General features: G+C 65.9%; 26 protein-coding genes. 22 read left to right on the forward strand and 4 right to left on the reverse strand.

Going from position 1 to position 25,740, the window contains the following annotated elements:
- The first annotated feature begins 35 nt into the window (after positions 1 to 35).
- The 9 genes from AC1RQP_RS33320 (at position 36) to AC1RQP_RS33360 (ending at position 11,191) form a co-directional block, all read left to right on the forward strand.
- Complete coding sequence (locus tag AC1RQP_RS33320; protein ID WP_492941289.1) at positions 36 to 1,055, forward strand: patatin-like phospholipase family protein; 1,020 nt, start codon at positions 36 to 38, stop codon at positions 1,053 to 1,055.
- A gap of 3 nt (positions 1,056 to 1,058) precedes the next feature.
- Positions 1,059 to 2,513, forward strand: a complete 1,455-nt coding sequence (locus AC1RQP_RS33325; protein WP_492941290.1) for a GntP family permease — start codon at positions 1,059 to 1,061, stop codon at positions 2,511 to 2,513.
- A 92-nt stretch (positions 2,514 to 2,605) separates the two neighbouring features.
- Positions 2,606 to 4,255, forward strand: coding sequence for a tannase/feruloyl esterase family alpha/beta hydrolase (locus tag AC1RQP_RS33330; protein ID WP_492941292.1), 1,650 nt, complete (start codon positions 2,606 to 2,608; stop codon positions 4,253 to 4,255).
- 48 nt (positions 4,256 to 4,303) lie between these two features.
- The gene (locus tag AC1RQP_RS33335) at positions 4,304 to 4,771 is read left to right on the forward strand and encodes a MarR family winged helix-turn-helix transcriptional regulator (protein WP_492941294.1); all 468 of its coding nucleotides are present in this window, start codon (positions 4,304 to 4,306) and stop codon (positions 4,769 to 4,771) included.
- Positions 4,768 to 5,538: an enoyl-CoA hydratase gene (locus AC1RQP_RS33340; protein WP_239627736.1), complete on the forward strand. Its 771-nt coding sequence runs from the start codon at positions 4,768 to 4,770 to the stop codon at positions 5,536 to 5,538. Before AC1RQP_RS33335 ends, AC1RQP_RS33340 begins: the two co-directional genes overlap by 4 nt.
- 119 nt (positions 5,539 to 5,657) lie before the next feature.
- Positions 5,658 to 7,739 carry a methyl-accepting chemotaxis protein gene (locus AC1RQP_RS33345; RefSeq protein ID WP_492941296.1) on the forward strand — a complete coding sequence of 694 codons (2,082 nt, stop codon included), beginning with the start codon at positions 5,658 to 5,660 and terminating at the stop codon, positions 7,737 to 7,739.
- 126 nt (positions 7,740 to 7,865) lie between these two features.
- Positions 7,866 to 8,807 (forward strand): dihydrodipicolinate synthase family protein, encoded by a 942-nt coding sequence (locus AC1RQP_RS33350; protein ID WP_492941298.1) that lies wholly within the window; start codon positions 7,866 to 7,868, stop codon positions 8,805 to 8,807.
- Between the two features lie 306 nt (positions 8,808 to 9,113).
- On the forward strand, positions 9,114 to 10,514 hold the full coding sequence (locus tag AC1RQP_RS33355; protein WP_492941300.1) for a selenium-binding protein SBP56-related protein: 1,401 nt from the start codon (positions 9,114 to 9,116) through the stop codon (positions 10,512 to 10,514).
- Positions 10,515 to 10,597: 83 nt separating this feature from the next.
- Positions 10,598 to 11,191: a hypothetical protein gene (locus AC1RQP_RS33360; protein WP_492941302.1), complete on the forward strand. Its 594-nt coding sequence runs from the start codon at positions 10,598 to 10,600 to the stop codon at positions 11,189 to 11,191.
- Here the strand turns inward: AC1RQP_RS33360 and AC1RQP_RS33365 are convergent.
- From AC1RQP_RS33365 to AC1RQP_RS33375, 3 genes are read right to left on the reverse strand one after another with little or no spacing between them, the layout of a single operon-like run.
- Positions 11,169 to 11,894: a DUF1045 domain-containing protein gene (locus AC1RQP_RS33365; RefSeq protein WP_492941304.1), complete on the reverse strand. Its 726-nt coding sequence runs from the start codon at positions 11,892 to 11,894 to the stop codon at positions 11,169 to 11,171. The two genes, AC1RQP_RS33360 and AC1RQP_RS33365, sit on opposite strands and share 23 nt — an antisense overlap.
- A gap of 18 nt (positions 11,895 to 11,912) precedes the next feature.
- Positions 11,913 to 13,106 carry an alpha-D-ribose 1-methylphosphonate 5-triphosphate diphosphatase gene (locus AC1RQP_RS33370; protein ID WP_492941306.1) on the reverse strand — a complete coding sequence of 398 codons (1,194 nt, stop codon included), beginning with the start codon at positions 13,104 to 13,106 and terminating at the stop codon, positions 11,913 to 11,915.
- Positions 13,103 to 13,774: a transferase hexapeptide repeat family protein gene (locus AC1RQP_RS33375; RefSeq protein WP_492941308.1), complete on the reverse strand. Its 672-nt coding sequence runs from the start codon at positions 13,772 to 13,774 to the stop codon at positions 13,103 to 13,105. Before AC1RQP_RS33375 ends, AC1RQP_RS33370 begins: the two co-directional genes overlap by 4 nt.
- A 173-nt stretch (positions 13,775 to 13,947) precedes the next feature.
- Between AC1RQP_RS33375 and phnC the strand changes: the two genes are divergently transcribed.
- The 4 genes from phnC (at position 13,948) to phnE (AC1RQP_RS33395) (ending at position 17,553) form a co-directional block, all read left to right on the forward strand.
- A complete protein-coding gene (gene phnC, locus AC1RQP_RS33380) occupies positions 13,948 to 14,757 on the forward strand; it encodes a phosphonate ABC transporter ATP-binding protein (protein ID WP_492941310.1) in 810 nt (269 codons plus the stop codon).
- Positions 14,758 to 14,820: 63 nt separating this feature from the next.
- Complete coding sequence (phnD, locus tag AC1RQP_RS33385) at positions 14,821 to 15,750, forward strand: phosphonate ABC transporter substrate-binding protein (protein WP_492941312.1); 930 nt, start codon at positions 14,821 to 14,823, stop codon at positions 15,748 to 15,750.
- A gap of 73 nt (positions 15,751 to 15,823) precedes the next feature.
- A complete protein-coding gene (gene phnE, locus AC1RQP_RS33390) occupies positions 15,824 to 16,708 on the forward strand; it encodes a phosphonate ABC transporter, permease protein PhnE (RefSeq protein WP_492941314.1) in 885 nt (294 codons plus the stop codon).
- Positions 16,705 to 17,553, forward strand: coding sequence for a phosphonate ABC transporter, permease protein PhnE (gene phnE / locus AC1RQP_RS33395; RefSeq protein WP_492941316.1), 849 nt, complete (start codon positions 16,705 to 16,707; stop codon positions 17,551 to 17,553). The genes phnE (AC1RQP_RS33390) and phnE (AC1RQP_RS33395) overlap by 4 nt, the downstream gene beginning before the upstream one ends.
- A gap of 132 nt (positions 17,554 to 17,685) precedes the next feature.
- On the opposite strand, the gene phnF is transcribed toward phnE (AC1RQP_RS33395), so the two are convergent.
- The gene (gene phnF, locus AC1RQP_RS33400) at positions 17,686 to 18,414 is read right to left on the reverse strand and encodes a phosphonate metabolism transcriptional regulator PhnF (RefSeq protein ID WP_492941318.1); all 729 of its coding nucleotides are present in this window, start codon (positions 18,412 to 18,414) and stop codon (positions 17,686 to 17,688) included.
- 106 nt (positions 18,415 to 18,520) lie between these two features.
- On the opposite strand from phnF, the gene phnG reads away from it, so the two are divergent.
- From phnG to AC1RQP_RS33445, 9 genes are read left to right on the forward strand one after another with little or no spacing between them, the layout of a single operon-like run.
- The gene (phnG, locus tag AC1RQP_RS33405; protein WP_239629416.1) at positions 18,521 to 18,985 is read left to right on the forward strand and encodes a phosphonate C-P lyase system protein PhnG; all 465 of its coding nucleotides are present in this window, start codon (positions 18,521 to 18,523) and stop codon (positions 18,983 to 18,985) included.
- A 4-nt stretch (positions 18,986 to 18,989) separates the two neighbouring features.
- Positions 18,990 to 19,598 carry a phosphonate C-P lyase system protein PhnH gene (gene phnH / locus AC1RQP_RS33410; protein ID WP_492941320.1) on the forward strand — a complete coding sequence of 203 codons (609 nt, stop codon included), beginning with the start codon at positions 18,990 to 18,992 and terminating at the stop codon, positions 19,596 to 19,598.
- A 3-nt stretch (positions 19,599 to 19,601) separates the two neighbouring features.
- Positions 19,602 to 20,705, forward strand: a complete 1,104-nt coding sequence (locus AC1RQP_RS33415; RefSeq protein ID WP_492941322.1) for a carbon-phosphorus lyase complex subunit — start codon at positions 19,602 to 19,604, stop codon at positions 20,703 to 20,705.
- Positions 20,702 to 21,592, forward strand: a complete 891-nt coding sequence (locus tag AC1RQP_RS33420; RefSeq protein WP_492941324.1) for an alpha-D-ribose 1-methylphosphonate 5-phosphate C-P-lyase PhnJ — start codon at positions 20,702 to 20,704, stop codon at positions 21,590 to 21,592. Before AC1RQP_RS33415 ends, AC1RQP_RS33420 begins: the two co-directional genes overlap by 4 nt.
- Positions 21,585 to 22,397, forward strand: coding sequence for a phosphonate C-P lyase system protein PhnK (gene phnK, locus AC1RQP_RS33425; protein WP_492941326.1), 813 nt, complete (start codon positions 21,585 to 21,587; stop codon positions 22,395 to 22,397). The genes AC1RQP_RS33420 and phnK overlap by 8 nt, the downstream gene beginning before the upstream one ends.
- 8 nt (positions 22,398 to 22,405) lie before the next feature.
- Positions 22,406 to 23,104: a phosphonate C-P lyase system protein PhnL gene (gene phnL, locus AC1RQP_RS33430; RefSeq protein WP_492941328.1), complete on the forward strand. Its 699-nt coding sequence runs from the start codon at positions 22,406 to 22,408 to the stop codon at positions 23,102 to 23,104.
- An 11-nt stretch (positions 23,105 to 23,115) separates the two neighbouring features.
- A complete protein-coding gene (locus AC1RQP_RS33435) occupies positions 23,116 to 24,273 on the forward strand; it encodes an alpha-D-ribose 1-methylphosphonate 5-triphosphate diphosphatase (RefSeq protein ID WP_492941330.1) in 1,158 nt (385 codons plus the stop codon).
- On the forward strand, positions 24,270 to 24,866 hold the full coding sequence (phnN, locus tag AC1RQP_RS33440) for a phosphonate metabolism protein/1,5-bisphosphokinase (PRPP-forming) PhnN (protein ID WP_239627711.1): 597 nt from the start codon (positions 24,270 to 24,272) through the stop codon (positions 24,864 to 24,866). Before AC1RQP_RS33435 ends, phnN begins: the two co-directional genes overlap by 4 nt.
- Before the next feature lie 27 nt (positions 24,867 to 24,893).
- Positions 24,894 to 25,505 (forward strand): pyridoxamine 5'-phosphate oxidase family protein, encoded by a 612-nt coding sequence (locus AC1RQP_RS33445; protein WP_239627709.1) that lies wholly within the window; start codon positions 24,894 to 24,896, stop codon positions 25,503 to 25,505.
- Positions 25,506 to 25,740 lie beyond the last annotated feature (235 nt).

A 25,740-nucleotide genomic window follows, 5' to 3' on the forward strand; every position in this document is an offset into this window, starting at 1 on the left:
GTCGAATTTGAGCTTCAGCTGCGTGAGTGTCCGCCATGGAACGGGACGCCGTACTGATTGATCTCGCGCTTCAGGGCGGCGGTTCGCACGGCGCCTTCTCCTGGGGTGTGCTCGACCGTCTCCTGGAAGAGAAATGGCTGGAGATCGCCGCAATCTCCGGAACCTCCGCAGGCGCGATGAATGCGGCGGTTCTGGCGGACGGCTGGACGGCCGGCGGCGCCGAGGGCGCGCGAGAGGCGCTCCACCGATACTGGCGCCGTGTCTCGAAGGCCGCGGCCTTCAGCCCGCTACAACGCTCTCCGCTCGATCGCTTGATGGGGCGCTGGACCCTCGATACGTCGCCCTTCTACATCCTCACCGATTTGATGTCGCGTGTGCTGTCGCCCTACGACCTCAATCCGACCGGTTACAATCCGCTGCGCGCGGTGCTGGCCGAGAGTATCGATTTCGAACGCCTCGTGCGCTCGCCGATCCGGCTGTTCATCACCGCGACTCGGGTGCGCACCGGGCGCGGCCGTATCTTCCGCAACGCGGAGATCACGGCGGATGTGCTGCTGGCATCGGCCTGCCTGCCGACCATGTTCCGCGCGATCGAGATCGACGGCGAGCCCTATTGGGACGGCGGCTTTGCCGGCAACCCGACGATCACGCCGCTGGTTCGGGAGAGCGACGCGCACGACACCATTCTCGTCCAGATCAATCCCACCGAGCGGCTGGAGGAACCGCGGACGGCTGCGGAAATCCTCAACCGGCTCAACGAAATCTCATTCAATTCGCCGCTGATGAAGGAGCTGCGCATGATCGCGCTGCTGCGACAGGCGGCGGACCCCGGCAGCGGCGAGGGCGCGCGCTGGGCGAAGATGCGCATACACCGGATCAAGAGCGACATGCTGGCGAAGTTCGGGGCCTCCTCGAAGCTCAACGCGGAGTGGGAGTTCGTCTCGATGCTGCGCGCCGAGGGACGCATGGCCGCGGACGACTTCCTCGCCGAGCACGGCGCGGAGATCGGCCGTCGTTCGACCGCCGATCTCGATGTCCTGCTGTCGGAGTGCTGAGGCATGGGTCTGCTCGGCCTCCTCGTCGGGCTCGGCCTGCTCGTCCTGTTCGCCTTCCGCGGCTGGAGCGTCCTGCTGCTCGCGCCGTTCGCCGCACTCGTTGCCGCGCTGTTCGGCGGTGAGCCGCTGCTCGCGAACCTGACCCAGGTGTTCATGGTGAACGCGGCGGGATTTCTGGCGCAGTTCTTCCCGATCTTTCTGCTTGGCGCCGTCTTCGGCAAGTTGATGGATGACAGCGGTGCGGTGACGTCGGTCGCCGGCTTCATGGCGGAGCGTCTCGGCGAACGGCGCGTGATCCTGGCGGTCGTGCTCGCCGGCGCGCTGGTCACCTATGGCGGTGTCAGCCTGTTCGTTGCGTTCTTCGTCATCGTTCCCATGGCACGCTCGCTGTTTCGTGCCGCTTCGATTCCGCGTCGTCTGATCCCGGCCGCGATCGTGCTGGGAACGTCGACCTTCACCATGTCGGCCCTGCCTGGCACGCCGTCGATCCAGAATGCGATCCCGATGCCGTTCTTCGGCACGACGCCGTTTGCCGCGCCGGGCCTCGGCATCGTCGCCTCGCTCATCATGCTCGGCACCGGATTGTGGTGGCTGCATCGCGCTGAAGCTGCGGCGCGCCGCGCCGGAGAAGGCTATGGCAACGATGCCGAGGGCGCGATCGAGCAGGCCGCTGCCGACGAGCTCGTGCGCGAGCGCGCGACGACTGCCAGCGAGTTCGATCCGGCGGAGCTACAGCACGGTCATCGCAGCGAGCGGCCATCGCCTGTGCTGAACGCCATGGCGCCGCTCGTCGTCGTCGTGACCGTCAATCTGGTGATGTCGCTGGTGGTGCTGCCGCGGCTCGATGTCAGCTATCTCGCCGAGCCGCGCTTTGGTGACACGACGCTTGCGGCCGTTGCAGGCGTGTGGTCGGTCGCGGTGGCGCTGGCTGCCGCCATCGTTACGACCATCGCGCTGAACTGGGCGCGCCTGCCGGCGCTACGCCGGACGATGGACGCCGGGGCCAATGCGTCGGTCCTGCCTGCGTTCAGCGTCGCCAGCCTCGTCGGCTTCGGCGCCGTCGTGGCCTCGCTGCCGGCGTTCACGATCGTGCGCGACTGGGTGCTGGCGATCGAAGGGGGACCGCTGGTCTCGCTCGCCGTCGCGACCAACATCCTGGCCGCACTGACAGGGTCGGCATCGGGCGGCCTGACCATCGCCCTCGACGCCCTCGGCCCGACCTACGTCGAGCTTGCCGCGCGGACCGGCATCGACCTTGCGCTGATGCATCGCGTGGCGGTGATCGGCGCGGGCACGCTGGACATCCTGCCACACAACGGTGCGGTGGTCAGCCTGCTCGCGATCTGCGGCCTGACCCATCGCGACAGCTATTTCGACATCGTCATGGTGGGCATCGCGACGTCGCTCCTGGCGCTGGTGGCCGTGATCGCCCTGGGCAGCGCGCTGGGATCGTTCTGACGGAAAGCCGGCGTCAGCGATTGACGGACGGGCGAAGGTTGCATTGAATCCGGCCAACTTCTGAACGCAACAGAACAAGCCGGCTGGAAACGATGAAGCGAAACAGAGCGAATCTGTGTGCATGGCTCGTGGGTACTGCGGCCGCAATGAGCGCGAGCGGTGCGTTGGCGGAGGATGCCGAGACGGTCTGCAAGGGGCTGGTCGGCGGCACCGATGCCGTGAAGATCGATGCCGCGACGTTTCAGTCGCCATCGACTCTCGCTGTTGCCGAACGTGGGCCGACCCCGTCCGGGCGCATCACGCCGGCCAATCCGCGCTTCTGCAAGGTGCTCGGCCATATCGACCCCACCGATCCCAAGGCGCCGCCGATCAGATTCCAGGTCAACCTCCCCGTCGAATGGAACGGCCGCTCGCTGCAATATGGCGGAGGCGGTTTCAATGGCGTGCTGATCACCGGCCTTGCGCTGCCGCCGGCCTATCCCTTCGACAAGCCGTCGCCGCTCGCGCGTGGCTTCGTCACCTACGGCACGGACTCCGGCCACGAATCCAGGCCGGGCGAGCCGCCGCAGTTGTTTGCGTTGAACGACGAGGCCTTCGAGAACTTCGCCCATCGCGCCTACAAGAAGGTGCGCGACGCGGCCGTGGTCCTGATGCAGCGCGCCTACGGCAAGAAGCCGGACAAGATGTACTTCATGGGCTCGTCCGAAGGCGGCCGCGAAGGCCTGACCATGGCGCAGCGCTACCCCGATGATTTCGACGGGATCTTCGCGCGGGTGCCTGTCATCAACTGGGTCGGCCTGCAGCATGCCGGAACGCGCTCGGGCCTGGTGACCATGGGGGAGGGCTGGATCAATCCGGCGCAGGTGAAGCTGGTCGGCGATGCCGTGCGGGCGGCTTGCGACAAGGCCGACGGCTCCGATGATGCGCTGGTGCAGGATCCGGTCGCCTGCAAGGCGGCATTCAAGGTCGAGACGCTGCGCTGCGCGGCGGGCCAGAGCGGCGATCAGTGCCTCACCGATCCCCAGATCAAGGCGATCAACACGCTGCATGCGACCTGCAAATTCCCGTTCGCGCTCGCCAATGGCCTCGACGACTATCCGGGCTGGGGCGTCTCGGGCGAGGACACGCCGGCGATCGGGCCGACCGGCGGCTGGGTCGCGTGGTGGCTCGGCACCGCGCCGCCGGCGCAGCCGCCTGCGCCCAACAACGGCATCGCCTGGATCTACGGAGCCGGCGGCATTCAATATGTCTTCGCGCGCGATCCCAAGCTTGACGTGACCACCTACAAGCCTGACGAACACAAGGCGCGGTTGCTCGAGGTCTCGAAGCTGATGGATTCGACCGATCCTGACCTCAGCCGCTTCCGGATGCGCGGCGGCCGTCTGATCATGCTCGAGCACATGGCCGACTATGCGCAGAGCCCCTATGCCGGCATCCGCTATTTCGAGAGCGTCGAACGCAGGATGGGCAAGGCCGAGACGGCGGAATTCGTGCGGCTCTACACCGCGCCCGGTGTCGACCATGTCGGCTCCGGCGCGCCGGCCAATGTCGACATGCTGAGCGTGCTGATCGACTGGGTCGAGAACGGCAAGGCGCCCGGCGATCTCGAAGTCAGCGAGCAGAAGGTCGAGGCGCCGTCGTTCGCGACGCTGCGCGCACTGCCGCTGTGCCGTTGGCCGGCCTGGCCGCACTACAAGGCGGGTGCGGTGAAGGAGGCGTCGAGCTTCACCTGTGCGCCATAGCGAAACGGCCGGTTTGACAATCGCCCCGTGTCCGACTACATACTTCGCATGCGAAATAATGAGGCCGCAGCGAAGCATCATCGGCTGATCTACCTGCTGAGCGTCGCGCACCGGCGCCTGCAGCGCTGGATGGCGGCGCAGCCGCAGAGCACGGTGACGCCGGCGCAGGCCGGGCTGCTGTTCATCCTCGGCAAGCAGGACGGCGTCCTGATCGGCGAGGCGGGCGCGGCGCTCGACATGGGGCCGGCCGGCATCTCCGGCCTGGTCGACCGCACCGCAGCCGCAAGACTGGTCGAGCGGCGCGCCGATCGCGAGGATGGCCGCGCCTGGCGCATCTGGCTGACGCCCAAGGGACGCAACGCGCTGGCGCAGGCGAAGACCTCGGCGGCGGAGGTCAACGCTGCGCTGACGGAGGGATTTACGGCCGCGGAGATCGACATCGTCGCACGCTGGCTGACGAGCATTCAGGACAAGTTTCCAAGAAGTTCAGACGAACAACACGGAGCAGACGAATGACCGAGCACGTCCGAATCGAGAGCAACGGCGGAATTCTCACCCTGACATTGGCGCGTCCCGACAAGAAGAACGCGCTGACCGATGCGATGTACGGCAAGCTGGCGGACACAATCGAATCCGCCGAGTTCGATCCGTCCGCTCGCGTGATCCTGATTCGCGGCGAGGGCGACATGTTCACCGCCGGCAACGACGTCGGCGAATTCGCCGCGGTCGCAGCCGGCAAGTCCGAAGGCAGCCGCAATGTCGTGCGCTTCATCCAGTCGCTGGCGCGCTGCACCCGGCCGCTGGTCGCAGCCGTGCAGGGCCGTGCCGTCGGCGTCGGCACCACGATGTTGCTGCATTGCGATCTCGTCGTGCTCGCCGACAACGCGCAATTGTCGACGCCGTTCGTCAGCCTCGCGCTGGTGCCGGAGGCCGCCTCCAGCCTGCTGATGCCGGCGCGCATCGGTTATGCGCGCGCCTATGAGATGTTCGCGCTCGGCGAGACCGTGCCCGCCAAGTCGGCGCTGGAATGGGGCCTTGCCAACCGTGTGGTGCCGCTCGACAAGCTCGATGCCGAGGCGCTCGCCCTCGCGCAACGTCTCGCCCGTCAGCCGCTCGGCGCGCTCACGGCCACCAAGAAGCTGATGCGCAACGGCGAGGCGCTGGTCGCCCAGATGCAGGCCGAAGGCGAGCAGTTCGCGCAGCGCCTGCGCACCGCCGAAGCACGCGAGGCGTTCACGGCGTTCGCCGAGCGCCGCCCGCCGGATTTCACGAAGGTGGCGTGAGGCGATTTCCCGACAGAGTGGCAGCTTCCGAGGTCCATATCATTTGAAATAAACCTTAACGAAACTTTGGCATGTCCCCGTGCAGGATAACCGCTCGTGGCGAGTAGGTCTTTTGCTCCATGTCAATTTTTAAGAAATCGGTAAGCACGCTCCTCCTGGTTCTGATGGCGCTACTGGCCCTCGGTGCGCTGACCAGCACGGCCATTCAGATGGGTGGGGCCTTCAGCCGCTACAGCGACAGCCTGGAGACCGAGCGGCTCGCGAATGCCGACAAGACGATTTTCCAAGGCGTGCTGGCCTTGCGCAACAACCGCGGCGATGCGCAGAGCGCGCTGCTCGGCGAGGATGATCCGCGCGCCAAGCTCGGCGCCGCCGAGAAGGCCGAGCAGGCCGGTTTCGACGCCATCGCCGCCGCGCTCTCGACCGTCGAATTCGCGCGGCGCGACGAACTCGCCGGCACCCTGAAGCAGCGCTGGAGCGAGGCCGCGCCGAAGTTCCAGCTGTTCTACGACGAAGCCAGGTTGCCGCGCGCGGAACGCAAGGTTGAGCGCACCGCACCCTGGTACGATTCCGTCACCAAGGTGATCGAGACCGCGAACCTCGCGTCCACCGCGGTGTCCAACCGCGCCTGGATGAACGATCCTTTCATTGCCCGCATGATCCAGGCCCGCCGCCTCGCCTGGCAGGTGCGTGATCGCTACGGCATCCAGTGCTCGACCCTGCGCCCGAACGTCAACGGCTCAAAACCGCTCGACGAGACCCAGAAGCAGACCGTGGCCGGATGGAATGGTACCATCACTGCCGGATGGACCGGCATGGAGGAACTGCTGGCTGCGCCTGACGTGACGGCGGATCTCGTCAACACCGCCAGGGAGGCCCGCGCCAGGACCGACGGGGTTCTCAAGCAGATCGGCGAGCTGACCAGGAACTTCGACGGCAGCGGCCGTCCCGCGATGCCCGCCTCGGAATGGAATGCGTTGTGCCAGTCGCCCTTCGCGTCCATCGTCGCGGTCGCCAACAAGGCGCTCGACCTGTCGATCGCGCGTGCGGAGACGGTTCAGGCGAAAGCCCTCACCAACCTCATCGTGCAGTCGTTCGCATTCCTGCTCGCGCTGGCCGTGACCGTGGCCGGCGTGTTCGTGGTGCGCCATCGCCTGATGCGTCCGGTGCGCGCCATCCTCGATGCCATCGCGCGCATCGGCGCGCGCGATTATGCGACGCCGGTTCCGCAATCCCGCCACCCCGACGAGTTCGGCACCATGGCCGCCGCGCTCGAGAGCCTGCGCGAGAGCGCGGCGACCGCGGAACGGCTGGGCCGGGAACGCGAATCGCAACAGGCGCTTCAGCTCGCCCGGTCGGGCACTGTCGACGCCGCCTGCCGCAGCTTCGATGATACGGTGCAGGCGGTCATCCAGAGTGTTGTGGCCTCGACGCGGGAGCTCGACGCCACCGCAACCGGCGTGCGCTCGCTGGTCTCGGACTCCAGCAGCCAGACCGCCGCGGTCTCGTCCGCCGCCGAGCAGGCCACCAACAATCTCGAAACCATCGCGGCCGCGACCGAAGAGCTCTCCGCATCCGTCGGCGAGATCTCCGCGCAGGTGCAGTCGAGCGCCCGCGAGGCCCGCGAGGCGGTGGCGCAGGCCGAGCAGACCAACGCGACGGTCGAGATCCTCGACCAGACCGCAAGCCGCATCGGCGAGGTCGTGAAGATGATCAACGCCATCGCCGGCCAGACCAACCTTCTCGCATTGAACGCCACCATCGAAGCCGCGCGTGCGGGCGAGGCCGGCCGCGGCTTCGCGGTCGTCGCGGGCGAGGTCAAGAGCCTCGCATCCCAGACCGCGGCAGCGACGGAAGAGATCTCGCGCCAGGTCGCGGAAATCCAGGGCGCCACCGGCCAGGCCGTTGCCGCGATCCGCTCGATCGGCGGCGCCATCGGCGGCATCGACGAGAAGATGACGGCGATTGCGGCCGCGGTCGAGCAGCAGCGCGCGGCGACCACGGAGATCTCGCGCAACTTCCAGCAGGCCGCCCAAGGCACCCGCGAGGTGACCGACACCATCGGCAGCGTCGCGAGGCTCAACCAGGAGACCGGCAACGCCGGCACTGTGCTGTCGGAGTCCGTCAAGAAGATGTCGGCCGACGCCGATCGCCTGCGCGTCGCGGTCGAGGGCTTCCTGGGAGCCGTGAAGACCGCGTAGTTTCGTTCTCTCTCCATCCAACGTCGCGCGGGCATTGCCGTCGGTCCGCATGGCGGGTACATCTGTGGCGCCTCGCTCCGCGAGTGCTGGGACAGACGTAAGACAATATCAGGGATGGAGAGTTCGATGCCGGTCGCGCCACAACACAAGGCCCAGCGCCCCTATCGCGGTGTGTTCCCGGTCGCGCCCACCATCTTCGACGAGCGCGGCGAGCTCGATCTCGAGGGCCAGCGCCGCTGCATCGATTTCATGATTGATGCCGGCTCGCACGGCATCTGCATCCTCGCCAATTTCTCCGAGCAGTTCGTGCTCACCGACGCCGAGCGCGAGGCCGTGATGCATGCGGTGCTGGAACATGTGGCTGGCCGGGTTCCCGTGATCGTGACCACCACGCATTTCAGCTCGACCGTGTGCGCGGCGCGCAGCAAGCAGGCCGAGGCGGCCGGCGCCGCCATGGTGATGGTGATGCCGCCCTATCACGGCGCGACTTTCCGTGTCCCCGAGAAGGGCATCGTCGAATTCTTCAAGGTGCTCTCGGGCGCGATCGACATCCCCATCATGATCCAGGACGCGCCTGTGGCCGGCACGCCGCTCTCGGTTGAGCTGCTGGCGCGGCTGGCGCGCGAATTCGCCAACATCCGCTATTTCAAGATCGAGGTAGCAGGCGCGGCTTCGAAGCTCCGCAGCCTGATCGAGGCGGGCGGCAGCGATATCGAAGGCCCCTGGGACGGCGAGGAGGCGATCACGCTGCTGGCCGATCTCGACGCCGGCGCCACCGGCGCCATGACCGGCGGCGGCTATCCCGACGGCATCCGCCAGATCATCGATCCCTATTTGGCCGGCAAGCGCGAGGAAGCGAAGGCCGCCTATGAGCGCTGGCTGCCGCTGATCAACTACGAGAACCGCCAATGCGGCCTGATCGCCTGCAAGGTCATGATGCAGGCCGGCGGTGTGATCAAGTCGGAAGCCGTGCGGCATCCGCTGCAGCCGCTGCATCCGGCAACGCGCGCGGGATTGCTGGAGCTCGCCAGGGAGCGCGATGCACTGGCGCTGCGGTGGGGGAGGTAACCTTCTCCCGCCGAAATTCGGCCTTTCCGTCGTTAGTGCGAGGAGCGAAGCGACGAAGCAACCAGACCGGTTCCGCGGAGACGGTCTGGATTGTTTCGCTGCGCCCGCAATGATGGGGCCGGCCATTTCGGCTAGAGGTTTCGAATTGACGCAATTCCGCCAGTTCCCCCGGACCTCGCGATCAAGTATCGTACGCTGACCAACCAGACTCTGCGGAGCAGTATCGAGACCTCGCGCAATACCTCTTCACGATGCCGTTATCCCAGGCCAGGTTGGCGCAAACCGACAGAACAGGGAGGCAGTGGCATGACGATGAGGCCGGATCCCACCTTTCACGCATCGCCCAAGCTTGCGATGGAAGCGCCTGCGGAGAACTTTGCCTACACGTTGCTGCTCAGTCCGGACTTCTCGAAGCCGGATGCTCTCGCGGTCATCGACGTCAAGCCGGGATCGCCGACCTATAGCCAGATCGTCCACACCGTGACGATGCCCAACAAGGGCGATGAGTTTCATCATTTCGGCTGGAATGCGTGCTCCTCCGCCTTGTCGCCGCTCGCCGGACACGCCTTCATCGAGCGGCGCTATCTCATCATTCCCGGGCTGCGCTCGTCGCGCATCTACATCATCGATACCAAGCCCGATCCGACCAAAGCCAAGATCCACAAGATCATCGAGCCAGAGGAAGTCTTCAAGAAGACCGGCTACTCGCGGCCACACACGATCCATTGCGGGCCGGACGGCATCTACGTGAGCACGCTGGGCGGCGGCGGCAAGGACGGTACCGACGGCCCTCCCGGCGTTTTCATCATGGATTGCGAGACCTTCGAGGTCCTCGGACGATGGGAGATCGACCGCGGTCCACAGACGCTGCATTATGATTTCTGGTGGAATCTGCCGCGCGACTACATGGTGACGAGCGAATGGGCCTTGCCGCCGCAGTTCGAGAACGGGATCGTCCCGGAAGATCTGCTCGCGAACAAATACGGACATCGTCTCCACTTCTGGGATCTTCGCGCACGTCGCAACGTCCAGACCATCGACCTCGGCGCCAATCACCAAATGGCGCTGGAGGTACGACCGGCGCACGATCCGGTTCGCGAGTATGGCTTCGTCGGCGTCGTGGTCGACACCACGAATCTCGAAGCATCGATCTGGACGTGGTGGCGAGAAGGCGGGAAATTCCATGCAGAGAAGACGGCGACGATCCCACCCGAGCCAGCGCCAAAGGAGAAGCTCCCGCCGCTGCTCCAAGGCTTCGGCGCCGTGCCGCCGCTGGTGACCGACATCGACCTGTCGATGGATGACCGGTTTCTCTATGTCTCGTGCTGGGGCACGGGTGAAATGCGCCAGTACGACGTCAGTGATCCGCGCAAGCCGAAGCACGCGGGCTCGGTCCACATCGGCGGTATCGCCCGCCGCACGCCGCATCCGAGCGGCAAGGCATTTGCGGCGGGTCCGCAGATGGTCGAGATCAGCCGCGACGGCAGGCGCGTCTACTGGACCAATTCGCTCTATTCCAGCTGGGATGACCAGTTCTATCCCGATGGGGTTCCGGGCGTGGAGGTCATGGCCAATGTCGGTCGCAACGGCGGCCTCGAGCTCGACAAGGACTATTTCGTGAGCTTCCCCGACGGATATCGTGCGCACCAGATCAGGCTCGAGGGCGGCGATTGCTCGACGGATTCCTTTTGCTATCCATCGGTCTAGATTGGGGGCACGCGAGCCCGGCACTCGGCTGGCTGTGGCTCGCGCTTGTTGCGAGCGGTCTCTACCACGGAGTCAATCCGGGCATGGGATGGCCGCTCGCCGTTTCGGCCGGGCTCATGGACAAGAGCCCGCGCGCGCTTTTCCGCGCCTTGTGGGCCCTGTCGGCCGGGCATCTGCTCGCAACGTTTCTCGTGCTGCTGCCATTCGCGTTCCTGCTCGTGCTGGCGGAGTGGCAGCGTCCGATCCAGATCAGTGCGAGCCTTCTCGTCATCGGCTTCGGCGTCTATCGGTTGATCATTCGGCGCCATCCCCGCGCGCTGGCACGAATTCCGCCGACGCAATTGGTGCTCTGGTCGTTTGCCGTCGCCATTGCTCACGGCGCCGCCTTGATGCTCGTGCCGATCTATCTTGGGCTCTGCCAGGCCTTCGAGCTCGATGCCGGACATGAGGCGGCGGGCAAGTTGATGAAGGCAAGCGTCGGGATGGCGGCGCTGGTGTCCCTGGTGCACGTTGCCGCCATGGTCAGCGCCGGCGGGTGTCTGGCCTGGCTGGTCTACCGTTATCTGGGGTTGAGGTTCGTCTCGCGAAGCTGGTTCAATCTTGACGCAGTCTGGGCGACCAGCCTCGTCCTGGTTGGCGCGGTGGCGCTCGCCTTCAATCTCGTGAGCTGGCGCTGAGGTCCGCCCGCGCCAATCCCCACTCGCCGATGATGCGAAACCGGGCCTTTGCGTCGTCCTGCCTGAACAGCGCGATGCGATCAATCGCGAGTGCATCAAGTCTCAGCGTCGCAAACCGCGCGCGCAGCATCTCCAGGATCGGCCCGCGCCGCTCCGCATCCAGCCGCCCGGTCAGCGTCATGTGGAAGCGGAATTCTTCCATCACGTAAGGATAGCCCCAGCGGTCGAGATAGTCGCGCTGCCGTTCGCTGAGCTTCTCCGGCTTGCGCCGCGCGCGATCTTCCGCGGTCAGAGCGGGGCGAAACAGATCGAAATCGCGGACGCAATCGGCGGCGAGCTCTTGAAGCGTATCGACCGGCTCGGCTGGAATGACGGCGATGAAGCCGCTGATGGAATCGACGACAGGCCGGATCACGGGACGCGGCCGCGTCTTGCCGGCGAAGGTCGCGCAGGCTTCCATCAGCCCGGCTTCGGTCCTGCCCGATGCCAGCGCCATCGGCGCCTTCAGCGTGGCATGGAAGCCGTATTTGCGGGGATCGGCGCTAAGGTCGCGCCAATCAGGCGCGACCTCCAGCGCCTCGCGCGGAAACGGCAGTTCGTTGCCGGTATAGGCATCGTAACCGAGCAGCTCGGCGCCGAAGCGGGAGAGGGGGCTGTCGCTGCCGGCGGCAAAATAGATCGCGTAGCGGGGAAGATCTGTCATCGCCCGAGCATAGCCGGTTTAGGCCGCGACGACAGCTTCGCGCGGCATCGCCGCCGCACTCAGCAGCCGCGTCGCATCGGTGAGATGGACGAGCTTGCCGCCTGATATCACCGCGATCAGCCGCGGCCGCAGCGGCGCAGTGTCGTCGACCAGCAGAATGTCGGCGCGGCTGCCTTGCGCGAGCATGCCGCGATCGGTGAGGCCGGTCGCGCGCGCAGGGCCGGCGGAGACCAGATTCCAGGCCTCGGTCAACGGCACCACGCCATCGGCGGCAAGGCGGAAAGCGGCGAGCAGCTGCGCGGGATAGTAATAGTCCGACGCCAGCACCGAGCAGAGCCCCTTGGCGATCATGTCGGACGCCCTGGTCCAGCCGGTGTGGCTGCCGCCGCGCACGACGTTCGGCGCGCCATAGACGATGGCATCGCCGTGGCTCGCTGCCGCCCGCGCCGTCTCCTCGTTGACCGGAAACTCCGCGATGTCAGCGCCGAGATCGCGAAACTCCCGGCGCATCGCCGGCGTTGCGTCATCGTGCGAGAGCATCCGCACGCCGGCCGAGCGGGCAGAAGCGGCGAGGCGCGACACCGAGGCGGGCACCTCGTCGGCGCGCGAAACCACGCGCTCGACCAGCCCGTCGAATTCCTCGCTCGAAAGGCCAGTGCGCTCCACCATGCGGTTGCGCTTGCGCGGCTTGGACATGTCGGCGACGGTGCCGTCCATGTGGTCGTTGAAGGCGAACAGGTCGACGCGGCCCTCGGCGAGCCACTGGGCGATCTCGGCCTCGGCGTCGAGATTGTAGGTCTCGTGCCGCAGATGGAAGTGGGTGTCGGCGGCGAATTGCGGACGCTGCCGCTCGATCGCCTCCATCAGGCCGCGCGCATTGTCGGCGCTGCGCAGGCCCGGCTCCCAGGAGCAGGTCGTGGCGTGAAAGACGGTGGTGATGCCGTTGCCGATCGCCTGACGGTCGCTGTCGGCGAGCGCGACGTCGATCGGAAAATCGACGCCGGCGCGCGGCATCATCTGTCGCTCGAAGGCATCGCCATGCAGATCGACGATGCCGGGCAGCACCAGCAGGTCGCGGGCATCGATCGCCAGCCGCGCACGGCCGCGCGAAGCATCGACCCGCGCAATATCCGTTCCTGACACGAGAAGCGAGGTTTCGACGAACTCGGCGCCGATCAGGGTCCGGCCGCCTTCGAGGAATATGTCTGTCACGCGATCGCGCTTCGTTTGCTGGCAGGAGGATTGGTGAGAGAACTCGCCCGTGCTTCGTATGTCGAAAGAAAATCTTCAATCCCGAGCTTGCGGAAATCGGGTAGCGCCGCGCGCAATTTGTCGTGATCCCAGTCCCACCAGGCGAGCTTCGCAAGGCGCCCGGCGATCTCCTCCGAGAACCGCCGCCGCACGATACGGGCCGGATTGCCGGCGACGATGGTGTAGGCCGGCACGTCCTTGGTGACGATGGCGCCGGCGGCGATCACCGCGCCGGTGCCGATGTTGCGACCCGGCAACACGATCGCGCCATGGCCGATCCAGACGTCGTGGCCGATATGGATATGATGCTGGCGCCGCCAGTCGAAGAACTCGGCATCGTCGCTCTCACCCTCGAAATAGGCGCTGGAGCGGTAGGTGAAGTGCGCCTGGGTCACGCGATGCATCGGATGGTTGCCGGGATTGATGCGCGTCATCGCCGCGATCGAGCAGAACTTTCCGATGGTGGTGTAGGTGATCTGCGAATCGTTGACGACATAGGAGTAATCGCCCATCGCCACTTCATGCAGGATCGTGCGCGCGCCAACCTCGGTATAGGCGCCGAGCCGGGTCTCATGCAGTTTGGCCGAGGGGTCGATGGTCGGCTGAACCGAAAGAGCTTTGGCGGCCATGTTGCATCCGAGCTGCGAGGGCGGGCGTTCCTCTTCGAGCTGCTTGATGACGGTGTCATGACGCCGAGATGACAGGGGATGAAGCGCGCAGGATCGCCGCACTGCAACGGCGTTGTCACACAAGTGTTAAGCACGGACGTTAGCGGTTGCCTCCAGCTACTCTGGAGCCCTGCATGCTGGTGGTCGATGGTCTGACATGTCGCTTCGGCGCGAAAGCCGCGGTGGACGACGCTTCGTTTGAGGTTTCCCCCGGCGGCTTCGTCGGTGTAATCGGGCGCTCGGGCGCCGGCAAGTCGACATTGCTGCGGACGATCAACCGCCTTGCGACACCGTCGCAGGGCCGCATCCTGTTCGACGGCCTCGACGTCACCGCGTTGCGCGGCAAGGGACTGCGGCAGTGGCGTGCCCGTTCGGCCATGATTTTCCAGCAGTTCAACCTGGTCGGCCGGCTCGACGTGCTCACCAATGTGCTGATGGGGCGCCTCGCGACGATGCCGGCCTGGCGCTCGCTGCTGCAGGCCTGGCCCGAGCAGGACAAGGCGCTGGCGATGTCCGCACTGGAACAGTTCGACATCGCCTCGCTCGCCGCCCAGCGCGCCGATCAGCTCTCGGGCGGCCAGCAGCAGCGCGTGGCGATCGCCCGCGCATTGGTGCAGCAGCCCGATATCATTCTGGCCGACGAGCCGATCGCCTCGCTCGACCCGCGCAACACCAAGATCGTGATGGATGCGCTGCTGCGCATCAACAAGCATTTCGGCATCACCGTGCTCTGCAACCTGCATTCGCTCGATCTCGCCCGCAGCTATTGCGACCGCCTGATCGGCATGGCCGCGGGCCGCGTGGTGTTCGACGGCGCGCCGTCCGCGCTGACCGACCACGTCGCGCGCGAGCTCTACGATCTCGAGGCCAACGAGGCCATGGGCGCTGCGCCGGCCGCCGCGCCCGAGGGCGTCCCGGCGCTCGGCAGCGCTGCCGCCGCCTGAGTGGCAGAAGCGCACACTCAACGTTTCACGTCAAACGAACTCGAGCTCAAGAAGAGGGGTGTCATGATTACTCGTCGATTGGTTCTTGCCGGTGCTGCGGCCCTGGCCTTCTCCACCTCCGCTTCCGCCGAAGACTGGCGCAAGAAATACCCGGAGATCACTCTCGCCGTCGTTCCCGCCGAGAATGCCTCCGGCGTTACCGAGCGCTTTACGCCCTTCATCAACTATCTGTCGAAGGAGCTAGGCACGAAGGTCACGCTGCGCGTCGCCAACGACTATGCCGCCGTGATCGAAGGCCAGCGCGCCGGAAATATCCACATCGGCTATTACGGCCCTGCGGCCTTCGCCCGCGCGCGGCTGACCGGTGTGAAGACCGATGCTTTCGCGATCGAGGTCAATGCTGACGGTTCAAAGGGCTACTACTCGGTCTTCTACGTGCTGGCGAAATCGCCCTACCAGAAGATCGAAGACCTCAAGGGCAAGAACCTCGGGCTCGTCGATCCGAACTCGACATCGGGCAACAACATGCCCCGCTTCAAGCTGAACCAGCTAAGCGTAGATCCCGAGGCCTATTTCTCCAAGGTCGTCTTCACCGGCAGCCATGAAAATGCGGTGCTGGCGCTCGCGCAAGGCACCGTGGATGTCGCCGCCAACTGGTGGAACGCGGATGACGATTCCAACCTGACCCGCATGCTCACCAAGGGCATGCTGAAGAATGCCGACGGCACGCCGATGAAGAAGGAGGACTTCCGTATCGTCGTGAAGTCGGACATGATCATCAACTCGCCCGTCGCCTATCTCAGCGATCTCCCGGACGACATGAAGGCTGCGATCAAGAAGACGTTCCTGGACGCCGCGCAGAAGGACCCCGAAGCCTTCAAGAAGCTCTCCGACGGCAAGAACAAGCCCTGGGATCCGGTCACGAACGAAGACTACAACAAGACGATCGAGCTGATTAAGTTCGTCGACCATCTGCGCAAGAAGGCGTCCTGATCGTTCGGGACAACGCACCTCGAGCCGGGTCAATCGACCCGGCTCTTTCCATGACTGGCTCGCCTCCGACCGAATGACCATCGCAGTCTCGATCCTTCCCGAGCAACAATTGGCTGCGCTGAATGCGGCTTACCGCAAGGCCGTCGCGCGCAAGCGGTTGCGCGTGCTGCTTGGCGCTGCGCTGTTCGTCGCCGCGTTGCTCGTCGCTGCAATCGGCGCCGAAGTGAACTTGCGCACCTTCTTCGCCCATTTCGGCAATTTCGTCAGCTACTTCGATCGCATCTTCACGCTCGACAATGGCCAGCGCGTCTGGACCGACCTCGGCGAATGGTTCTGGGGCTGGCACAAATGGCTGAAGCTCTTGGGCGAGACGCTGCTGATCAGCTATGTCGGCACGCTGATTGGCGCGCTCTTCGCGGTCGCGCTGAACTTCTTCGCCGCCGAAAACACCGCGCCGGCGCGCTGGTTGCTGTTCGTGGTGCGCCGTCTGCTTGAATTCGCCCGTACCGTGCCGAGCATCGTGTTCGCGTTGATCTTCGTCATCGCCTTCGGTCTGGGACCGATGGCGGGCGTGCTGGCGATTGCCATCCATTCGACCGGCGCGCTCGGCAAACAGTTCTCCGAGATCGTCGAGAATGCCGACATGAGGCCGGTCGAAGGCGTGCGCTCGACCGGGGCAAGCTGGCTGTCCTGCATGCGCTTTGCCGTGCTGCCTCAGGTGATCGCGGGCTATGTTAGCTACGCGCTGCTGCGCTTCGAGATCAATGTGCGAGAAGCCTCGGTGATGGGCTTTGTCGGGGCCGGCGGCATCGGGATGGAGCTGATTGTTGCGATCCGCAAGTTCTACTATTCCGACGTCAGCGCGATCCTCCTGACCATCATCGTCACGGTCTTCCTCATCGACATCGGCACCGGCTGGCTGCGTGGCCGCCTGTTCGGCAGGGAGGCACGGACATGAGCCGCCATCCCGAGGTCGATACGACACAGCTTCGCGCGCGCTATCCTGATGTCTTCAGCCGGCCGGCGTCCGCGCGTCTCGCGACGCCGACGATGATCGCTGCCGCGCTCGCACTTCTGGTGTACGGGCTGGTCGACCTCGACTTTTCACCGTCGCGTCTCGTTGCCGGCATCAGCCAGCTCGGTTGGATCACGATGATGATGATCCCGCCCGATCCCGGCTCATCGCTGCCGCTGTATCTCAAGGCGCTCGGCGAGACGTTGTCGATCGCGCTGCTCGGTACCACGCTCGCCGCACTGTTCGCGCTGCCGGTGAGCCTGCTTGCGGCGCGCAACATCGTGCCGTCGGGTTTCTTTCGCTTCCCGGTCCGGCGCTTCCTCGATTCGATTCGCGGGGTCGATACGCTGATCTGGGCGCTGGTCTGGATCAACGTGGTCGGGCTCGGGCCGTTTGCCGGGGTGCTGGCGATCGCGGTGTCGGATTTCGGTGCGTTCGGCAAACTGTTCTCGGAGGCGATAGAGGGCGCCGACCAGAAGGAGGTCGAGGGCATCCGCGCCTCCGGCGGCAGTGCCCTGCACGAGATCCGCTTCGGCCTGATGCCGCAGGTGCTGCCCGTCATCGCCGGCCAGGTGCTCTACTACATCGAATCGAACACGCGCTCGGCCACCATCATCGGCATCGTCGGCGCCGGCGGCATCGGCCTCCAGCTCGCCGAGCAGATCCGCGTGCTGGAATGGCAGAAGGTCTCGTTCCTGATCCTGATGATCCTGGTTGCGGTGGCCGCGATCGATTTCATCTCGGGCAAGCTGCGCTTTGCGATCATCGGCAGGCGGGCTGTGGCCTGATCGTCGATGCCGGAGGGTGGGCAAAGCGCAGCGTGCCCACCCTTTCTACCGAGAACAGGATAGATGGTGGGCACGGCGCAAGTGCGCCTTTGCGCACCCTACGGCACTCTCCCACAAGGGGAGAGGGAAGAGCTACGACTCCACCAGAAATTCCACCCGTTCCGCCGCGAAGCGCGAGTGCTTCGTCAGCAGCGGCTTGCCCGTGAGATCGTTGTCGGTGGCATCGACGACCAGGATCGGCCGGCCCAGCGCCAGATCGAGCCGTGAGGCATCGGTCGCATCGACGATGCCGGCCGTGATTCGGGTCGCGCCGCGGCGATAATCGCGCACGCCGTAATGCGCGAGCAGCTTGGTCATCGAGTGTGTCGCCGCGAACACGGCGCCGGCGTCCGGAAACCGTTCCGCCGACAGCCAGGTGGTGGACACGCAGATGGGCGTGCGGTCGGCGAGGCGGATCGCCTCGATCCGCATCAAAGGCGCGCCGGTCTTCAGTCCCAGCTCCCGCGCGAGCTCGCGCGTCGCGACCTCGTCGGTTGCATCGATCAGCCGCCCATGCGGTTCCCGGCCGCCCGCACCGACGATCTCGGAAAAACGCGTGCGCGAGCGCAGCGGATAGGCGAGCTTCTGCGCCTCGACATAGGTTCCGCTGCCGCGCTCGGCCCGCACCAGGCCGCGCTCGGCGAGCGCCGCCAGCGCGCGCCGCACGGTGTGGCGGTTGACGCGATAGGTTTCGGCGATCTCCATCTCGCCCGGCAGCTTGTCGCCGGCCGCAAAGCGGCCGTCGGCGATGCCGCGTTCGATGCCGTCGGCAACGAGGCGCCATAGCGCGACGCCCGAGGAGGCTGTGTCCTGCATGCTCATGTCGCGGGAAACCTACCCCAGAAATCACATCATTGTCACGAAACAGTCATGGCGTATCCGTATGAAGTTGTCTATTATCATAGACAACTTAGATGCGGCAAGTTCGGTGGACCAGGTGACGCAGCACAACAATCAGCAAGCCCAGCGCAGGGCCGCGATGGCGGTGCTGGCGCAAGCGGAGGCGGGCGAGATCGCCGCTCGCCTCCGCAACTTGGCCCTTCCGGCCCATCAGGATCTGCGTGCGCCCGAAAACGGCCTCGTCATGCTGCGTGGCCGGGTCGGCGGCGACGGCGCGCCGTTCAATCTCGGCGAGGCGACGGTGTCGCGTGCCGCGGTGCGGCTTGCGAGCGGCGAGGTCGGGTTCGGCTACACGCTCGGCCGTGACGGAGACAAGGCGCGGCTGATCGCGTTGTGCGATGCGCTGGTCCAGTCCCGTGATTACGGCGGCGCGGTGGAGCGGGGTGTCATCGCGCCCTTGCGAGAGCAGCTTATGATTCGGCGCAAGCAGGCGGCGGCCGAGACCGCCGCGACGAAGGTTGATTTCTACACCATGGTGCGCGGTGAGGGCTGAGATCATGACCACGATTGCGGAACTGCCGCCGGGTTTTGCCGACAAGGTGCTGTCGGCGCAATCGACCTTTCGCTCCGTCATGGACGCCATGGCGCGGCCGGGCTCGGTTCAGCGCATCGTGCCGATGGCGGGGGCGCCAGGGCCGATCATGCGCGGCACCGCCGCAATCGCCCTCACGCTGTTCGACCACGACACGCCGCTCTGGCTCGATGCGCGGATGGTGGAGAGCTCCGACCTGGTGAAGTGGCTGAAATTTCATACCGGCGCGCCGGTGGTGCGGGATTGCTCGATCGCGAGTTTCGCGCTGATCAGCGACGGCACGGCGCTTCCGCCGCTCGACCGGTTTGCGCTCGGGACGAGCGAATACCCGGATCGATCGACCACGGTGATCATTCAGGTCGATAGCCTTGCCTCCGGGCGCAGCTTCGAGCTGCGCGGCCCCGGCATCGACGGGGTCGCGACGCTGCAGGCGTCGATCAAGCCTTTCGACCTGTTCGAGCGCCTGCGAATCAACGAGGCGCTGTTTCCGCGGGGCATCGACGTGGTGCTGGTCGCCGATGACGCCGTGGTTGCGATCCCGCGCACCACGCGCGTCGTGAGCAAAGGAAGCTGAAGCATGTATGTCGCAGTCAAGGGCGGCGAACGCGCCATCGAGAACGCCCATCGCCTGCTCGCGCATAAGCGGCGCGGCGACCAGAGCGTTCCGGAGGTCACGCTCGACCAGATCTCCGAGCAGCTCGGCCTCGCCGTCGACCGCGTCATGAGCGAAGGCTCGCTCTACGATCGCGAGCTCGCGGCGCTCGCAATCAAGCAGGCGCGCGGCGATCTGATCGAGGCGATCTTCCTGGTCCGCGCCTTCCGCGCCACCCTGCCGCGCTTCGGCACCAGCGAGCCGGTCGACACCGGCGCCATGCGGGTGCAGCGGCGCGTGTCCTCGACCTTCAAGGACATTCCCGGCGGGCAGATCCTCGGGCCGACCTTCGACTATACCCATCGCCTGCTCGACCCCTCGCTCGCCGAAGGCTTCGTTCCCGACGCGCCAGCGACGGCTGAAGCGCCCGACGCGCCAACGCCGCGCGTGACCGACATTCTCGGACGCGACGGGCTGATCGAATCCTCGCCCCAAGCCGAGGACGGCGCCAGCGTCGGCGATCTTACCCGTGAGCCGCTGAACTTCCCGGCGGATCGCGACCTGCGCCTGCAGAATCTGGCGCGCGGCGACGAAGGCTTCCTGCTGGCGATGGGCTATTCCACCCAGCGCGGCTATGGCCGCAACCACCCCTTCGCGGGCGAGATCCGCTTCGGCGAGGTCGAGGTCGAATTCATCGCGGAAGACGCCGGCTTCGCCGTGCCGCTCGGCTCGATCGAACTGACCGAGTGCCAGATGGTCAACCAGTTCAAGGGTTCTGCGACGGAAGCGCCGTGCTTCACTCGCGGCTATGGTCTTGCCTTTGGCCAGAGCGAGCGCAAGACCATGTCGATGGCGCTGGTCGATCGCGCATTGCGTGCCCGCGAGCTCGGCGAGGAGGCACTCGCCCCTGCGCAAGACGAAGAATTCGTGATGTCGCATTCGGACAACGTCCAGGCGACCGGTTTCGTCGAGCATCTGAAGCTGCCGCACTATGTCGACTTCCAGTCCGAGCTCGGCTTGTTGCGCAAGCTGCGGCAGGAGTTCGCGGATGCCAATGCGCCTGATGCCATGAAGGAAGCCGCGGAATGAACGCGCCCGCCTACAACTTCGCCTATCTCGACGAGCAGACCAAGCGGATGATCCGCCGTGCGATCCTGAAGGCGATCGCCATTCCCGGCTATCAGGTGCCGTTCGCCAGCCGCGAAATGCCGATGCCCTATGGCTGGGGCACCGGCGGCGTGCAGGTCACCGCCGCGATCCTCGGTCCCCAGGACGTGCTCAAGGTGATCGACCAGGGCTCCGACGACACCACCAACGCGATCTCGATCCGAAAGTTCTTCGCCAAGACCGCGGGCGTTGCGACGACGACCGCGACGGCGGAGGCGACGGTGATCCAGACCCGTCACCGCATCCCGGAGACGGCGCTGAGGGAAAACCAGGTGCTGGTCTATCAGGTGCCGATCCCCGAGCCGTTGCGTTTCCTCGAGCCGCGCGAGACCGAGACGCGGCGCATGCACGCGCTCGCCGAGTACGGCCTGATGCATGTGAAGCTCTACGAGGACATTGCCCGCTTCGGCCATATCGCGACCGCCTACGCCTATCCGGTGAAGGTGAACGCGCGCTACGTGATGGATCCGTCCCCGACGCCGAAATTCGACAATCCCAAGATGGACAATTCTCCCGCGCTGCAATTGTTCGGCGCCGGCCGTGAGAAGCGCATCTACGCGATCCCGCCCTATACGAAGGTGGTCTCGCTCGATTTCGAGGATCACCCGTTCGAGCCCTACCGCTTCAACGCGCCCTGCGCGCTCTGCGGGGCGGAAAATTCCTATCTCGATGAGATCGTCACCGACGACAAGGGCGGGCGGATGTTCGTCTGCTCGGACACCGATTATTGCGAGGGCCGCCAGGCCGCCGGCCATCACGGCAGTCTCAGCGCTGCGCCGTACAGGGAAAAGGCGGGCTCACATGGTTGATCAAGGCTTGGCCAATCTCGATACGCTTGAAAACGACCAGCCGCTGCTGGTGGCGGAGTCCCTCAGCAAGTCCTTCGGTCGCATCGCCGCCTGCCGCGACGTCTCCTTCGCGCTCTATCCCGGCGAGGTGCTGGCGATCGTCGGCGAGTCGGGCTCGGGCAAGTCGACGCTTCTGCAGATGCTGTCGGGCCAGCTGGCACCGAGCGCCGGCCATGTGTCCTACCGGATGCGCGACGGCGTCACGCGCGATCTCACGACGCTCGGTGAAGCCGAGCGGCGTTTCCTGTTCCGCACCGATTGGGGTTTCGTGCACCAGGACCCCGCGCAGGGTCTGCGCATGGCAGTCTCGGCCGGTGCCAATGTCGGCGAGCGGCTGATGGCCGTGGGCTGGAACCACTACGGCCGCATCCGCGAGACCGCGTCGGACTGGCTCACCCGCGTCGAGATCGACGTCGCGCGCATCGACGATGCTCCCCGCACCTATTCCGGCGGCATGCGGCAGCGTCTTCAGATCGCCCGCAACCTCGTCACCGAGCCGCGGCTGGTGTTCATGGACGAGCCGACCGGCGGGCTCGACGTGTCGGTGCAGGCGCGCCTGCTCGATCTCGTGCGCAGTCTCGTCGCCGAGCTGCATCTCGCCGTCATCATCGTCACCCACGATCTCGCGGTCGCGCGCCTCCTGTCGCATCGCGTGATGGTGATGAAGGGCGGCCGCGTCATCGAGACCGGTCTCACCGACCAGGTGCTCGACGATCCCCGCGAACCCTATACGCAACTCCTCGTCTCCTCGATTCTCCCGCCATGAGCTTTTCGATGACCGCCATGATCGACGTTGCCGACGCCCAGAAGACCTTTACGATGCACTTGCAGGGCGGCATCGAGCTGCCGGTCGTGCGCGGCGTGACGTTCCAAGTCAATCCCGGCGAGTGCGTCGTGCTGTCGGGGCCGTCGGGCGCCGGCAAATCGTCAATCCTGAAGATGATCTTCGGCAACTACCGTTGCGATAGCGGCCGCATCGGCATCCGTCATCGCGGCGCGGTGATCGATCTCGCCGCCGCCGAGCCGCGGCAGATCCTCAACGTCCGCCGCTCCACGATCGGTTATGTCAGCCAGTTCCTGCGCGCCGTGCCCCGCGTCGCCACCATCGACGTCGTCGCCGAGCCGCTGATCGTGAACGGCATGGCACGTGCCGACGCACAGGCGCGCGCCGGCGAACTGCTGCATCGTCTCAACATCCCCGAGCGGCTCTGGCAACTGCCGCCCGCCACATTCTCCGGCGGCGAGCAGCAGCGCGTCAACATCGCGCGCGGCTTCATCTCGGACCTGCCGATCCTGCTGCTGGACGAGCCCACCGCCTCGCTCGATGCCGCCAATCGCGCCGTCGTGGTCGAGCTGGTCGCTGAAAAGAAGCGTCAGGGCGTCGCCATGGTCGCTATTGTCCATGACGACGAAATCCGTCATCTGATTGCGGACCGCATCGTCGATGTCGCCAGCTTCGCTGCAGCGGCCTGAAGGAAGAGGAAATGAACCCCAAGCCGAAGGATGCCGTCATTGCCAACGCCAGGATCGTGCTGGCCGACCGGGTGATCGAACAGGGCTGGCTCGCTCTTGCCGACGGACGCATCGCCGAGATCGGCGAGGGCAGGGCGCCTGCAGGTGCCGAGGACGCGGGCGGCGACCTGATCATGCCCGGCCTGATCGAGCTCCACACCGACCACCTCGAAGCGCATTACGTGCCGCGGCCGAAGGTGTTCTGGAATCCGGTCGCCGCCGTGATCTCCTATGACGGCCAGCTCGCGACCTCGGGCATCACCACGGTTTTCGATTCGCTCCGGGTCTGGCGTGAGGACGGCGCCGAGGAAGTCGATGGTCGCGCCGGCGTGCTCGCCGCCGCGATCACGACTGCGCGCGACGCCAGCCTGCTGCGTGCCGACCACTTCCTGCACCTGCGCTGCGAGATCCCGATGCCGAGCGTGGTCGAGGAAGCGAAGGAGTTGATCGACCGTCCCGACGTCAAGCTGATGTCGCTGATGGATCACACGCCCGGCCAGCGCCAGTTCCGCGACGAGGTCAAGCTGCGCGACTATTATCGCGGCAAGGGCGGCGGCAAGACCGATGCCGAGCTCGACGAGCTGTTCGCAAAGCGCTTCGAGTATCAGAAGCAATATGCGGCGAACAACATGCGCGAGATCGTGGCGCTGGCGCATCAGTACAAGATTCCGCTGGCGAGCCACGACGACACCACCGAGGAGAACGTCGCGGACGCCGTGCGCGATCGTGTCTCGGTGGCGGAATTCCCGACCACGCTGGAGGCCGCGCGCGGCCTGCACCAGGCCGGCATTGACATCCTGATGGGCGCGCCCAACGTCGTGCGCGGCGGCTCGCACTCCGGCAACATCGCTGCGGTCGATCTCGCCCGCGAAGGCCTGCTCGACATCCTGTCGTCGGACTACATCCCCTCAAGCCTCCTGATGGGCGCGCTGCAACTGCCGGAGCATGTGCCGGCAATCAGCCTCCCGGCGGCAGTTCGCACCGTGACGAAAGCGCCCGCCGAGGCGGTCGGCCTCACCGACCGCGGCGAGATCGCGACCGGCAAGCGCGCCGACCTGATCCGTGTGCACGTTGCCGGCAGCGTTCCCGTCGTCCGCAGCGTCTGGCGCGAAGGGAACCGCGTCGCATGAGCGAGACCGTGACCACGGCGCAGGACGAGGGGGGGGCGATCGGCCCCGGGCGACTTGTGCTCGTGGTCGGTCCCAGCGGCGCAGGCAAGGACACTTTGCTGCGGCTCGCGCAAGCGGCCTGCGCCGACGATCCCGACATCAGCTTCCCGCGCCGGGTCGTGACGCGGGAGTCCTCTGCGGACGAGGACAACATTGCGGTGAGCCAGGAAGAATTCCGTCGCGTGCGGGAGCACGGCGATTTTGCCGTGCATTGGGAGGCGCACGGGCACTCCTATGCTCTGCCACTCGAGATCAACGACGACATCCGGGCCGGCCGAGCCGTCGTTGCCAACGTCTCGCGCACGGTGATCGCCGCGCTGCGCCGAGCCTATGTCAACGTCGTGGTCGTTGCGATCACGGCGCCGCCCGACGTGCTGGCACAGCGGCTTGCCGCGCGGGCGCGGCACAGCGACGGAAACATCGCCGAGCGGCTGTCGCGCAGCGTTGACGACGCGTCGGTGCGGGCCGACGTCACCATCCTCAACGCCGGCAGCGCGGACTATCATGGCCGCCAGCTCGCGCGCGTGATCAGGAATGAATGCTGGCAGGAATAGCTGCCGATGCGACCAGGAGAGAACGGAATGACGGTGATCGAAACGGTCGAACAGTTGGAAGCCATCTACGGCGCCACCAATGACGCCTCGACCGTGAAAGTCGCCGACCACGTTACGCCGCTCTACCGGATCTTCATCGAGAAGGCGCCGTTTGCCGCGCTCGCCACCATCGGGCCCGAAGGCATCGATTGCTCGCCACGCGGCGATCTCCCCGGCTTCGTCCGCATCCATGATCCCAAGACGCTGATGCTGCCGGACCGCCGCGGCAACAACCGGGTCGATTCCCTGCGCAACATCGTGCGCGATCCCAGGGTGTCGCTGATGTTCCTGATTCCCGGCTCCGGCAACGCCGTCCGCGCCAATGGTCGCGCGCATCTCTCGATCGATCCGGCGCTGCTGGCTTCGTTCAAGGTTGAAGGCAAGGCGCCGCGCAGCGTCATGGTGATGAACGTCGATGAAATCTACTTCCAGTGCGCCCGCGCCATCGTGCGTTCCGACCTCTGGAATCCCGACAAGCGCGTCGATCCAAGAACGCTGCCGACGCCCGGCCAGATCCTCGCCGAGATGAGCGAGAACAAGGTCGGCGGCGCGGAGTACGACCGCATCTGGCCCGAACGCGCGGCCGCGACGATGTGGTGATTCTTCTCACCCTCTCCCCTTCTTGTGCGGGGCCATCGCTAATGGGAGCGTTTTCTCTGTGTCCATCCTTCGAGACGCCCGCCGTTGGCGGGCCCTCAGGATGAGGACGGAGTGCGCGGCAGCAGTTTCGGTGGGCTCCAATGTCACTTAGCCTCATCCTGAGGAGACCGCAAAGCGGTCGTCTCGAAGGACGAGGCGCGCGCTCAGGCCCTGCCAAGAGCTCATATGCGACAGC

Source organism: Bradyrhizobium sp. GW821-FHT13H06 (genome assembly GCF_058803975.1).